General features: G+C 63.7%; 11 protein-coding genes. 8 read left to right on the top strand and 3 right to left on the bottom strand.

The window, feature by feature from the left end; all coding sequences use genetic code 11:
* Window positions 1–103 precede the first annotated feature (103 nt).
* The 3 genes from AC1DMG_RS00850 (at window position 104) to AC1DMG_RS00840 (ending at window position 4,583) form a co-directional block, all read left to right on the top strand.
* Window positions 104–2,335, top strand: a complete 2,232-nt coding sequence (locus AC1DMG_RS00850; RefSeq protein ID WP_441602788.1) for an NADP-dependent isocitrate dehydrogenase — start codon at window positions 104–106, stop codon at window positions 2,333–2,335.
* Window positions 2,336–2,468: 133 nt separating this feature from the next.
* Window positions 2,469–3,320: a nitroreductase family protein gene (locus AC1DMG_RS00845; protein WP_441602789.1), complete on the top strand. Its 852-nt coding sequence runs from the start codon at window positions 2,469–2,471 to the stop codon at window positions 3,318–3,320.
* Window positions 3,321–3,506: 186 nt separating this feature from the next.
* Complete coding sequence (locus AC1DMG_RS00840; protein ID WP_441602790.1) at window positions 3,507–4,583, top strand: TraB/GumN family protein; 1,077 nt, start codon at window positions 3,507–3,509, stop codon at window positions 4,581–4,583.
* Between the two features lie 63 nt (window positions 4,584–4,646).
* Here the strand turns inward: AC1DMG_RS00840 and AC1DMG_RS00835 are convergent, their stop codons facing one another.
* Complete coding sequence (locus AC1DMG_RS00835; protein ID WP_477180097.1) at window positions 4,647–5,591, bottom strand: aldo/keto reductase; 945 nt, start codon at window positions 5,589–5,591, stop codon at window positions 4,647–4,649.
* A gap of 131 nt (window positions 5,592–5,722) precedes the next feature.
* On the opposite strand from AC1DMG_RS00835, the gene AC1DMG_RS00830 reads away from it, so the two are divergent.
* The gene (locus tag AC1DMG_RS00830; protein ID WP_441602792.1) at window positions 5,723–7,939 is read left to right on the top strand and encodes a beta-glucosidase family protein; all 2,217 of its coding nucleotides are present in this window, start codon (window positions 5,723–5,725) and stop codon (window positions 7,937–7,939) included.
* Between the two features lie 39 nt (window positions 7,940–7,978).
* On the opposite strand, the gene AC1DMG_RS00825 is transcribed toward AC1DMG_RS00830, so the two are convergent.
* Entirely contained in the window at window positions 7,979–8,170 is a 192-nt protein-coding gene (locus tag AC1DMG_RS00825) for a hypothetical protein (RefSeq protein WP_441602793.1), read from the bottom strand.
* Window positions 8,171–8,268: 98 nt separating this feature from the next.
* Between AC1DMG_RS00825 and AC1DMG_RS00820 the strand changes: the two genes are divergently transcribed.
* The 4 genes from AC1DMG_RS00820 (at window position 8,269) to AC1DMG_RS00805 (ending at window position 12,122) form a co-directional block, all read left to right on the top strand.
* Window positions 8,269–9,177, top strand: coding sequence for a LysR substrate-binding domain-containing protein (locus AC1DMG_RS00820; protein ID WP_441602794.1), 909 nt, complete (start codon window positions 8,269–8,271; stop codon window positions 9,175–9,177).
* Between the two features lie 176 nt (window positions 9,178–9,353).
* The gene (locus AC1DMG_RS00815) at window positions 9,354–10,466 is read left to right on the top strand and encodes an S-(hydroxymethyl)glutathione dehydrogenase/class III alcohol dehydrogenase (RefSeq protein ID WP_477180096.1); all 1,113 of its coding nucleotides are present in this window, start codon (window positions 9,354–9,356) and stop codon (window positions 10,464–10,466) included.
* A 185-nt stretch (window positions 10,467–10,651) separates the two neighbouring features.
* Window positions 10,652–11,545 (top strand): class I SAM-dependent methyltransferase, encoded by an 894-nt coding sequence (locus AC1DMG_RS00810; RefSeq protein ID WP_477180095.1) that lies wholly within the window; start codon window positions 10,652–10,654, stop codon window positions 11,543–11,545.
* A 43-nt stretch (window positions 11,546–11,588) separates the two neighbouring features.
* Window positions 11,589–12,122 carry a pseudouridine synthase gene (locus AC1DMG_RS00805; protein ID WP_441602797.1) on the top strand — a complete coding sequence of 178 codons (534 nt, stop codon included), beginning with the start codon at window positions 11,589–11,591 and terminating at the stop codon, window positions 12,120–12,122.
* A gap of 54 nt (window positions 12,123–12,176) precedes the next feature.
* On the opposite strand, the gene AC1DMG_RS00800 is transcribed toward AC1DMG_RS00805, so the two are convergent.
* The gene (locus AC1DMG_RS00800) at window positions 12,177–12,971 is read right to left on the bottom strand and encodes a TatD family hydrolase (RefSeq protein WP_441602798.1); all 795 of its coding nucleotides are present in this window, start codon (window positions 12,969–12,971) and stop codon (window positions 12,177–12,179) included.
* Window positions 12,972–13,104: the final 133 nt, after the last annotated feature.

Raw genomic sequence — 13,104 nt, 5'->3', positions numbered from 1 at the left:
ATGTCGAACGCTTCGGGCGACGTGTGCGTCCGCGCACGGCGCTGCCTTCGGGCGCGCAACCCCCAATTTGAATACGCCGTAGCCAGCGAGGTCATAGCAGACAATGTCGAACACGCCCAAGATCATCTACACGCTCACCGACGAAGCGCCGTACCTCGCCACGCATTCGCTGCTGCCGATCATCAAGGCCTTCACCGCTACCGCCGGCATCCAGGTGGAGACGCGTGACATCTCGCTGGCCGGCCGCATCATTGCCCAGTTCCCGGACATCCTCCCGGACAACCAGAAGATCGCCGACGATCTGACCGAGCTGGGCAAGCTGGCGACCACGCCGGAAGCCAACATCATCAAACTGCCCAACATCAGCGCCTCGATGCCGCAGCTCAAGGCCGCGATCAAGGAGCTGCAGTCCCAGGGCTACGCGCTGCCGGACTATCCGGAAGATCCCAAGGACGTCAGTGAGTGGAACGTCAAGGCGCGCTACGACAAGGTGAAGGGCAGCGCCGTGAACCCCGTGCTGCGCGAAGGCAACTCCGATCGCCGTGCACCGCTCTCGGTGAAGAACTATGCGCGCAAGCATCCGCACAAGATGGGCGCGTGGAGCAAGGATTCGAAGACGCACGTGTCGCATATGGACGGCGGCGACTTCTACGGCAGCGAGAAATCGACGGTCGTTGAAAAAGCCACCAGCGTGAAGATCGAGTGGTTCGGCAAGGACGGCTCGAACACGGTGCTGAAGGAAAAGACCGCGCTGAAGGACGGCGAGATCATCGACGTCGCCGTGATGAGCAAGAAGGCGCTGACCGCTTTCATCGACGCGCAGATCGAAGACGCGAAGAAACAGGGCGTGCTGTTCTCGCTGCATCTCAAGGCGACCATGATGAAGGTCTCCGACCCCATCATGTTCGGCTTCGCCGTCAACGAGTTCTACAAGGACGTGCTGACCAAGCACGCCGATGCGCTCAAGAGCGTGGGCTTCGAGCCGAACAACGGCATCGGCGACCTGTACGCGCGACTCGGCCAGTTGCCTCAGCCGAAGCAGGATGAAATCCTCGCCGACATCAAGGCCGAATACGCCAACCGCCCGGCGCTGGCCATGGTCAATTCGGACAAGGGCATCACCAACCTGCACGTGCCGAGCGACGTGATCATCGACGCTTCGATGCCGGCGATGATTCGCGACTCCGGCAAGATGTGGAACACCGAAGGCAAGCTGCAGGACACCAAGGCGGTAATTCCCGATCGCAGCTACGCCGGTGTCTACGCCGTCGTCATCGACGACTGCAAGGCGAACGGTGCGTTCGATCCGGCCACCATGGGCAGCGTGCCCAACGTAGGCCTGATGGCGCAGGCCGCCGAAGAATACGGTTCGCACGACAAGACCTTCAAGATCGCCGGCGACGGCGTGGTCAAGGTGATCGACGAAGCCGGCAAGGTGCTGCTGGAGCAGCCGGTGGAAGCGGGCGACATCTGGCGCATGTGCCAGACCAAGGACGCGCCGATCCAGGACTGGGTGAAGCTCGCCGTCTCGCGTGCGCGCCTGTCCAACACGCCGGCCGTGTTCTGGCTCGATGCGAACCGCGCACATGACACGCAGGTGATCAAGAAGGTCGAGCGCTATCTGAAGGATCACGATTTGTCGGGTCTGGACATCCGCGTGCTGTCGCCGGTCGACGCCACCAAGTTCTCGCTCGAGCGCATCCGCAAGGGTCAGGACACCATCTCGGTGACCGGCAACGTGTTGCGCGACTACCTCACGGATCTCTTCCCGATCATGGAGCTGGGCACCAGCGCGAAGATGCTCTCCGTGGTGCCGCTGATGGCTGGCGGCGGCCTGTTCGAAACCGGTGCCGGCGGTTCGGCGCCCAAGCACGTGCAGCAGTTCGTGGAAGAGGATTACCTGCGCTGGGATTCGCTGGGCGAATTCCTCGCCATCGCCGCGTCGCTGGAACATCTGGCCAACCGTTACGACAACGCCGACGCCCGCGTGCTGGCCAAGACGCTGGACGAAGCGAACGGCAAGATCCTCGACAACAACAAGTCGCCGGCCCGCAAGGTCGGTGAACTGGACAACCGCGGCAGCCACTTCTACCTGGCCATGTACTGGGCACAGGCACTCGCCGCGCAGAACGACGACGCCAAGCTCAAGGCGAAGTTCGAGCCGATCGCCAAGGCGCTGACCGAGAACGAAGCAAAGATCATCGGCGAGCTCAACGGCGCACAGGGCAAGCCCGTCGACATCAAGGGCTACTACCACGCGAACGTCGAGCTGATCACCAAGGCCATGCGCCCGAGCAAGACCTTCAACGACGCACTGGCGCCGTTGCAGGGCTGAGCCAACTGTCGACCAAGCAAGTGAAATAGAAGGGCGCCGATGGCGCCCTTCTGCTTTTGGTGCAGTACGTTGGCGACAGTTGGCACGAAATAATCAGATTGACCGGCGCCAGAGCGAAGAGCACGTTGTTGCGGTGAGCCAATTTCCGCTCGACCCCGGAGAAATCGGGAGGGTTCGTACGGCTTTCCTGGCGCCTTTCGGGCAGGCCTCGTTGTTGAATTCTGGGATCTTTGAAGAGGCCGGGCACACCGTGTCGCGGCTGTGGGCCAGATGGAAATCGACCATCCATTTGGGGACCGCATCACCCTGGCCGGTCAAAATGATCCGGATGCGCGCTCGCTGGAGAACAACAGTCATGCTGACACCATCAATCATTCGAAGTGACGCACACAGCATTCGCAGGGCCTGGCGTCTCTTGCCGTGGCTGGCGTTGTGTCCATCGCTCGCGCTCAGCGCAACGCCCCATGGCGCAGCCAACCTCTGGTTGTTCGAGCAGCCGGAGCAAGCGGCGCCGCTGTATCGCGCACGCATCGCCGGCAGCGCGACGTTTCAGCACTACACGGCCAACGCGACGCTGGCATTCGCCTGTCGTACGGATGGCGGACGCGTATCGATGGAACTGGTGATCGACCCCAAGGCATTGGGCTTTGATACGGACCCATTTGAGGGGCCTGACGCGACGGCGCACGGTCCCCTCGTCGTGACGGGTATGCCGGCGACATCCGTCAAGCTGAAGGTTGGCGGCTGGTATGGCGATGGCGGTGCGTTCAATGTCGGTACGCCGTTCGTGTTTGGCGCGTCCACGGGCGACATTGATGCGGTGGCGAAACAGGGGCTCGCAGGCGGTGGAAGCGTGACGCTCGCCATACCGGCTGCCAAGGGCGGCGAGACGCTTAAGGCGACATTTCGCTGGCCGGACGACAGCGGCGTGTTGAAACGCGTCGTCGCGCCTTGCCTGGGCGCGCCAGCATCTCGCGGGCCATGATGAACGCCGCGTTGATGCGAAACCAAACGGCAGCTGGATAAAGATCCATCGGCTGTCGCCGTTCTCCGCGAGCCAGCGTTCTAGAATGGCGCGCAGGCAGCGGCGTCGGCTCGCCGAACGCACCTCCACAAGGAACCCGGCTGCTGCACGCGTGTCTCAAAGCAGCCCTTCAAGGAATTCGAAACGATGACACCCACCCGCCTGGCTCGTTCGTTATCCATGCTCCTGCTGACGGGGCCGCTCGCCATGGCGGGCACGGCGGTTGCACAGCAGGCACCTGCGCCGGCAAGCAGCGCGGCGGGCCAGGTGCAGAATCTCGAAGCGGTGACCGTCAGCGGCATCCAGCCCGGCCCCGGCCTGTGGAAGGTGAGCAAGGGCGATCACGTGATGTGGGTGCTCGGCACGTTGTCGCCGCTGCCCGACAAAATCCAATGGAAGACCGACGAAGTCGAGCAAACCATCGCCGAGTCGCAGGAGGTGTTGGGGCCGCCGTCGGTATCGCTCAAGCCCAAGACCAATTTCTTCGGCAAGCTCTTCCTGCTGCCGTCGCTGGTGGGCGCACGCAAGAACCCGGATGGCCAAACGTTGCAGCAAATGGTGCCGGCGCCAGACTATGCGCGCTGGCTGACGCTGAAGAAGCAATACATCGGCAACGACAGCGGCATCGAGAACTGGCGCCCGATCTTTGCCGCGGTCGAGTTGTACGACAAGGCGATCAAGCACTACGGACTCACCTCCTCCGGCGGCGTGAAGGATTCGGTCCGCAATATCGCCAAGAAGCACAACGTCAACTTCGTCACGGCGCGCTACACAGTGATGATCGAGGAACCGCGCAACGCGGTGAAGACGTTCAAGACATCGCCCATGGACGACCGCGAATGCTTCGGCCGCACGCTCGATACCGTGGAGCGCGATATGGGCCGAATCACCGAGCGCGCGAATGCCTGGTCTACGGGCGATATCGACACGCTGCGCAAGCTGCCGATGAACGACCAGCGCGAAGCATGCATCTCGGCCGTGACCGAGGCGGGCTTCGCCAAGCAGCTGGGTTTCAACGATGTGAAGCAGAAGGCCGATGCCTTGTGGATAGGCGCGGCGGAACAAGCACTTTCCACCCATACGCAGACCTTCGCCATGCTTCCGATGGAAGAAGTGCTGTCGCCGAAAGGTCTGATCGCCCGCCTCAAGGCCCAGGGCTACCAAGTCGAAGCGCCCGACGGCAGCGACGCGGAAGGCGTGGCGTCCCCCTCCCCATCGCCTTGAACCTGGCGCTCCCGCCTCCCCCGTGGGAGCGCACCCTGTGCGCGACAGCCTTTCGCGAAAACCTCAACCGCTCGCCTGATCCAACGCCGCAATCTCATCCTTGCTCAACTGCAAGCTCACGCCACCCAGCAATTCCTTCAGCTGCGGCACCGTGGTCGCACTCGCGATCGGTGCCGTTACGCTTGGCCGCGCAATCAACCACGCCAGGGCCACCTGTGCAGGCGTCGCGCTGTGCGCCATGGCCACCTTGTCGAGCGCCTCGAGCACACGCAGCCCGTGTGGGTTGAGGAATTTCTGCACGGCGCCGCTTCGGGCTGCGCTCTTGGCGAGATCCGCCGCGCTGCGGTATTTGCCGCTCAAGAAGCCGCTGGCCAGCGCGTAGTAGTTGATGACGCCGATGTTTTCCGCGACCACCAGTGGTTCCAGTTCCTTCTCGTAACCGCCACGGCTGACCAGGTTGTACTCCGGCTGCAGCGTTTCGTATCGCGGCAAGCCGTGTTCGGCGGAGACTTTCAAGGCCTCGGCAAAGCGGTCTGCCACATAGTTCGACGCGCCGATCACGCGCACCTTGCCCTGTTCGATCAGCTTGCCGAAGGTCTCGAGCGTTTCATGCAAGGGCACCGTGGCGTCGTCTTCATGCGCCTGGTAGAGATCGATGTAGTCGGTCTGCAGGCGCTTGAGCGAACCTTCGACCGCCTGGTTGATGTTCATCGGCGACAAGCCGGGATGCTCCGCCCACTTCGCCACCTTGGTGGCGATCACCACCTTGTCGCGCTTGCCGCTGCGCTTGAGCCACTTGCCGATGATGGTTTCCGATTCGCCGCCGTAATTGCCGGGAACCCATGCCGAATAGACGTCCGCGGTGTCGATCAGGTTGAAGCCCGCGTCGACGAACRCATCGAGCAGCTCGAACGAGCGTTGTTCATCCGCGCTCCAGCCGAAGACGTTGCCACCGAAAGCCAGCGGCGCGACGGAAAGGGAGGATCGACCCAGGGGACGCAGTTGCATGGATGTGCTCCGTGTTCGATGTGGGGAAGAAAATCTTGGGGCATACTCGGGTGCCAAGGCCCGCGAGTATACGCGCCGCCCGTGTGATGCCCAGGCGAGCACGATGGCCTAGCGACAGCGAAGGAGGACGGATGAATAGCAAGATGACCGCACTGCGGTGTGCAGTTTTGACCGGTTTGGTTGTGATGGGATTGTGCACGTCGGCCGGCGCGGCGCCGTCGCAAACCACGGCCCGGCCGTGGAACGACACCACGCTTTCGCCTGATGCGCGCGCCCAGCTGCTGCTCGCGCAACTCACCCAGGACGAAAAATTCCAGCTGATCCGCAGCTACTACGCCGGTCCGGATCGTCCCGCCACGGCGCCGTTCCCGAAGGGCGCGATTGCATCGGCCGGCTACGTTCCACCCATCGAACGGCTTGGCATCCCGGCACTGGAAGAAAGCGATGCGGGCCTGGGCGTGGCCAGCTCCGACCGCATGCGTCCCGGCGATCACGCCACGCCGCTGCCGGCAGGCCCGGTGACGGCAGCGAGCTGGGATCCGCAGGTCGCCTATCGCGGTGGCGCGATGATAGGCAGCGAGGCCCACAACAAGGGCTTCAATGTGCTGCTGGCCGGCGGCGTCAATCTGACGCGCGAGCCGCGCAATGGTCGCAATTTCGAGTACGCCGGCGAAGACCCGCTGCTGGCCGGCAGCATCGTCGCCGAAGCGATCAAGGGCATCCAGGGTCAGCACGTCATCTCCACCATCAAGCACTACGCCTTGAATGACCAGGAGACGGCGCGCAACACCATCAACGTGCAGCTTGGCGAGCAGGCCATGCGCGAATCGGATCTGCTCGCCTTCGAGATCGCCATCGAGCGCGGCAAGCCCGCATCGGTGATGTGCTCGTACAACAAGATCAATGGCGACTGGGCGTGCGAGAACGATTACCTGATGAACCAGGTGCTCAAGCGCGACTGGAAGTATCCCGGCTTCGTGATGTCCGACTGGGGCGGCGCACATAGCGCGGCCAAGGCGGTCAATGCGGGACTGGACCAGGAGTCCGCGGGCGAAGTGTTCGACAAGGAAGTGTATTTCGACGCACCGCTGCGCACGGCGCTGGCCAAGGGCGAAGTGAAGCAGTCGCGCATCGACGACATGGTGCAACGTATTTTGCGCAGCATGTTTGCCGTCGGCGTGTTCCAGTATCCGGCCGGCAAGGCGCCGATCGATGCGCAGGCAAACCTGAAAGTCGCGCGTGAAACGCTGGAATCGGGCGCGGTGTTGTTGCGCAACGAAAACAGCCTGCTGCCGCTCGATCTCACCAAGCTGCAATCGATCGCGGTGATCGGCGCGCACGCCGACAAGGGCGTGTTGGCCGGCGGCGGTTCGTCGCTGGTGACGGCCATGGGCGGCAATGCCGTGCCGGGTCTGCCGCCGACCACCTGGCCCGGCCCCGTGATGTATCACCCGTACGCCCCGTTGAAGGCGCTGCGCGATGCGGCACCCAAGGCCGATGTGCAGTTTGCGGAGGGCACCGACGTGGCCGCCGCGGCGGCGCTCGCGGCGAAGGCGCAGGTGGCGGTGGTGTTCGTGCAGAAGTGGCAGGCGGAGTCGGTCGATACGCCGGATCTGTCGCTGCCGGACAACCAGGATGCCCTGGTCGATGCAGTGGCCAAGGCCAATCCCCGCACCATCGTTGTGCTCGAAAACAGCGGTCCCGTGGCGATGCCGTGGCTCGATCAGGTTGGCGCCGTGCTGGAGACCTGGTATCCCGGCGGCGACGGCGGCAAGGCGATCGCCAATCTGCTGTCGGGCAAGGTCAATCCCTCGGGCCGCTTGCCGGTGAGCTGGCCGCGCGATCTCTCGCAGCTGCCGCGCAAGGAGATTCCCGGCGTCTCCGGCGGCACGCAGCCCGAGTCCGTCGACTACGCCATCGAAGGCGCCAATGTGGGTTATCGCTGGTACCAGTCGCGTGGCATCAAGCCGCTGTTCCCGTTCGGCTATGGCCTCTCCTACACCAGCTTCCAGCATGGCCCGTTGAAGGTTGATGCAAAGGGCGCCCAGCTCGAAGCGACGGTGGAGATCGCCAATACGGGCTCACGCGCCGGCGCCGAGGTAGCGCAGGTCTATGTACACGTACCCGGGGCCAAGTCGGCCCGCCTGGCCGGCTTCGCCAAGGCATTCCTCAAACCCGGCGAGCACCGCACCCTCACCATCTCGCTGGAACCGCGACTGTTGGCGGATTTCGATACCGCCAAGCACGCCTGGGTGATCCGTGGCGGGCAGTACAGCGTCGTCGAAGGCCGTTCCTCGGAAGACCTGGGTACGCCGGTCAACGTCCAACTGGCCGCGAGCAAGCTTTGACTGTTCTGACACCGGCCTCACGGGGCCGGTGTCACCAGCTCAGCCGCAGCCGTCGTGGGCAAGTTTCGAGGGCGCCACGCTCTTGCGGATGGCCGTCATCAGGTTGGGGGTAGGCTGGCGCTTGCCCTTGGAGCGCGGCTGGCTCGGCGGTGCGTCAGCCAGACGACGCGCCAACTCCAGGTTGGTGATATGGCCATGCATGAACAGCAAATTCGTATAAATCGAGCTCATGACACCCTCCCGTCCGTTTGAGTGAGTCCTCAAGGTAGAACCGCCGCGCGCGACCAAAAAGCGATATATTCGCAAACCAGCCTTGAAGGAAATTCAAGATGGGACGCGTATCGCTGGATCTCCTCCAACAGTTCGTCCAGGTCGCCCGGCTGGGCAATCTTTCGCGCGCCGCCGAGCAAGCCAACCTCACCGTGAGCGCGCTCAGCCATCAGGTGCGGCAGCTGGAGCAACGGCTGGAACGCAAGTTGTTCGAGCGCGGTCCGCGCGGCGTGCAGCTCACGGCAGAAGGCCGCCGCCTGATGGAATCGGTGAGCCATCATTTCGAAGGCATCGATCGCGCCATGGCCGGCTTCCGCTGCCGCCGCGACGATGTGCTTACGCTCAGCGCCATTCCCGGTGTCATGTCCAGCTGGCTGGTGCCACGCCTGGCGCGACTGGTGGCGGCGCATCCCGAGCTCCAGCTCAACCTGCAGTCCAGCGTGGAGCTGGTCAATTTCGAACGTGATCCGGTGGACGCCGCCGTACGCTATGGACGCGGGCCGTGGCCGGGCCTGATCACCGAGCGGCTATTCGGTGAATGGATTGCGCCCGTGGTGTCGCCCGCGCTGATCGAGCGCATGGGCGATCTCGATCCCAACGACCTCAGCCAATGGCCGCTGCTGGGCGATCCGGGCGATCGCTGGCGCGACTGGTTCGCCGACGGTGAAAGCGCGTTGCCGCGTCGCTACGTGGCCCACTTCGACAATACCGACGCGCTGCAGCGCGGCGCGATGGAAGGCATGGGCGTCGCCCTGGGGCGCATGGTGATGGCGCGTCCGCTGATCGAAGCCGGCCAGCTCACGGTGCTCGGCGATCGCTATCAGCAGATTCCCGAGGCGTATTTCCTTGTGTATCCCGAGCACGCGAAGGATCACGCGGGGCTGCGCACGTTCCGTGAGTGGTTGCTGTGCGAGGCGGGGAAGTATGCGGAGACGATGTCGTACGCGACTGGCAACAGCCCTGTGTAGGAGCGCACTTGTGCGCGACCGGCGCTATGTCGATGCCATCACGCGAGGTTGTCGCGCACAAGTGCGCTCCTACAAGGTAGCGGCATGCACCAAAGTCGACGTACCCGACAGTTTCACATCCCGCCCCAACCCTTCATCATTCGCATTCCCCACCACAGCCCTCAAGGATCCAAGCCATGAAATCGCGCGCCRCCGTCGCCTGGGAAGCAGGCAAGCCTCTGTCCATCGAGCAGATCGATGTGGCCGGACCCAAGGCCGGTGAAGTGCTGGTGCGCATCGTGGCGACCGGCGTGTGCCACACCGATGCGTTCACGCTGTCGGGCGCCGATCCGGAAGGCCAGTTCCCGGTGATCCTCGGCCACGAGGGCGGCGGCATCGTGGAAGAAGTGGGCGAGGGCGTCACCTCGCTCAAAGTGGGCGATCACGTGATTCCGCTGTACACGCCCGAATGCGGCGAGTGCAAGTTTTGTCTCAGCGGCAAGACCAACCTCTGCCAGAAGATCCGCGTCACCCAGGGTCGCGGTGTGATGCCGGACGGGTCGTCGCGCTTCTCGCTCAACGGCAAGCCGCTGCTGCATTACATGGGCACCAGCACCTTCAGCGAATACACCGTCCTGCCGGAAATCTCGCTGGCCAAGATCAACAAGGCCGCGCCGCTGGAGAAGGTCTGCCTGCTCGGCTGCGGCATCACCACCGGCATCGGTGCGGTGCTCAACACTGCCAAGGTGGAACCGGGCGCGAGCGTGGCGGTGTTTGGCCTTGGCGGCATCGGCCTGTCGGTCGTGCAGGGTGCGGTGATGGCCAAAGCCGGCCGCATCGTGGTGGTGGATACCAACCCGGACAAGTTCGAGATGGCGCGTGCGCTGGGCGCCACGGATTTCGTCAATCCGAAGGATTATGCGGACACCTCGATCCAGCAGGTCATCGTCGATCTCACCGAGGGCGGCGTGGACTATTCGTTCGAGTGCATCGGCAACGTCAACGTGATGCGCTCGGCGCTGGAGTGCTGCCACAAGGGTTGGGGCGAGTCGATCATCATCGGCGTGGCCGGTGCGGGCCAGGAGATCAGCACGCGTCCGTTCCAGCTGGTGACCGGCCGCGTATGGCGCGGTTCCGCATTCGGCGGTGTGAAGGGCCGTTCGCAGCTGCCCGGCTACGTCGACCGCTATATGGCCGGTGAGATCAAGATCGACGAGATGATCACCAAGGTGTTGCCGCTGGAGAGCATCAACGAGGCCTTCGATCTGATGCATGAGGGCAAGGTGATCCGATCGGTCATTCATTACTGAGCGGCAGCACCGGCGCCTCCCCGAGACCGCCCGAGGCCGCGAAAGACCGCCTCCAGCTTCCCGTGTTTAGCTAGTTTCACCCAGGGGTGGAAAACCTCCGCATTTCCACCCTTTGTATACATCGTGGCCGGCAAGCTCACGCGCGGTGCTGCGTGCGCCTTTCAGACGTTCAATAGGGGTTTTCAATGAATAGCCGTGTGTTTCTTGGGCTGGCCGTGGTGCTGCTGGCCGCTTGCAGTGGCAACTCCACACCCGCCAACGCGCAGGCGCAGGACCAGCCAGCCGGCGCCCTGGTGCCACCCACCAGCGCCACTGACTTCACGGCTTCCCAGCTGGATCAGGTGATTGCGGGCGACTGGCGTGCGCAGGACCACAAGGCGCGCGACGTCTATCGCCATCCCAAGGGCACGCTGCAGTTCTTCGGCATCCGACCGGATCTCACCGTCATCGAAATCACCCCGGGCGGCGGCTGGTATACCGAAATCCTCGCGCCGCTGTTGCGCAACAACGGCCACTACATCGCCGCCACCTCCAAGCCCGCCGCCGATGGCGAGGCTAGCCGCGATTTGAATTCCCTGAAGGCCAAGTTCGCTGCCGACCCCGCGCATTACGGCAAGGCGCAGCTGGTGGAATTCGACCCGATGGCGCCCTCGTTTGGCCCGGCCGGTTCGGCGGACATGGTGCTGACCTTCCGCAACGTGCATAACTGGGTGGAAGCCGATACGGCGCCGGCCATGTTCAAGGCCTTCTTTGCCGTGCTTCGTCCCGGCGGCGTGCTGGGCGTGGAAGATCACCGCGCCGCCGACAACGCCAGCCTGGATGCGGTGAAGAACAGCGGTTACCTGCCCACCAACGTCGTGATCAAGCTCGCCACCGACGCAGGCTTCCGCCTGCAGGAATCGAGCGAGATCAACGCCAACCCCAAGGACACCAAGGACTATCCCAAGGGTGTCTGGACGCTGCCGCCCACGCTGACCCTGGGTGAGCAGGATCGTGCGAAGTACCTGGCCATCGGCGAATCGGACCGCATGACGCTGCGCTTCGTGAAGCCGGACACAGCGACGGCTTCGTCACACTGAGAGAGCAGCGATCCGTCGTTCGGCGGGTCGCTGCGCGCGCTGCATGCTGATTGCGCTCAACAAACCCTATGGTGTGCTTTGCCAGTTCAGCGATGCGGATGGGCGTCCCACGCTGGCTGGCTTCGTCAAGCAAAAAGACGTCTATCCGGCCGGACGGCTCGATCACGACAGCGAAGGTCTGCTGCTGCTGACCGACGACGGCCGGCTGGCGCATACGCTGACCGACCCGCGGCACAAAGAACCCAAGACCTACCTGGTACAGGTCGACGGACAGATCACCGACGAAGCGATCGATGCGCTCCGTCGCGGCGTTGTGCTCAATGACGGCCCCACGCTGCCTGCGCCCGCGGAACATGCGAGCGAGCCCGAGTGGCTATGGCCGCGCGATCCACCCGTGCGCTTTCGCAAGCTGATACCCACCAGCTGGCTGCGCATCACGTTGCGTGAAGGACGCAACCGGCAGGTGCGGCGCATGACGGCGGCGGTGGGTTTTCCCACGCTGCGCCTGATTCGCGAACGTATCGGGCCGTATGCGCTGGATGGACTCGCACCGGGAAGCACGCGCGTGGTCGGTTGACGACTGCTACGCGTGCGCCAGATCAAGGCCCCGCCATGGCGGGGCCTTTGTGCATCAGTCGGTAGGCAATCCAAAAAAGGCGCGTGCGGCCGCCGTGCTGTTCGCGGCAGTCTGCTCAGGTGACTCGCCGCGATCCCGCGCAATCTCATCGCAGATATGCCGCAAAAACATCGGCTCATTGCGCCGATGCGACGGCTGCGGCCTGACCGTGCGCGGCAACAGATACGGCGCATCCGTTTCGATCAGCAGGCGGTTGGCGGGAATCTCCTTCACCAGCTCACGCAGATGCGTGCCGCGTCGCTCGTCGCAGATCCAGCCAGTGATGCCGATATGGCAATCGAGCGCGAGATAATCACGCAACGCCTCGCCGGTATCGGTAAAGCAGTGCACGACCACGGCCGGCACTTTGTCGCGATAACGGCGCAGCAGGGCGATGAAATCATGATGCGCATCGCGCTGGTGCAGGAATAGCGGCTTCTGCACGTCCACCGCAATCTGCAACTGCCGCTCGAACACGGCCAGCTGTACATCGCGCGGGGAATAGTTGCGGTTGTAGTCCAGCCCGGTTTCGCCCACGGCGCGCACTTCCGCATGCGCCGCCAGCTCGCGCAGCAGCGCATCGGTGGCGTCGCCGTAATCGATCGCGTGGTGCGGATGCACGCCCGCCGTGGCATAGAGCGTGCCAGGGTGCGCCCGGGCCAGGGCCAAGGCATGCGTGCTTCCGTCGCGCGAAGCGCCGGTCACCACCAGCTGGACGACACCATGTTGCTTTGCACGATCGAGCACGGCATCAAAGTCGTGCCGAAAGGATTCGTGGGTGAGATTGGCGCCAATATCGACGAGTTGCATGGCCTGGCCAAGGTCTGGGAATAGGGCATTTTCCCAGAGTTTCCGTGCTGTGAGAACGATCCTGGACGATATTGGGCATAGGAGCCGGCTGACTGGCGATCCCACCAGGCACCTGGTCGACCGCGATGCGTCA

It is taken from the genome of Dyella sp. 01N36, from assembly GCF_056399745.1.
The sequence above is the reverse complement of the archived record's forward strand: the minus strand, read 5'-3'. Positions and strand labels throughout refer to the sequence as shown.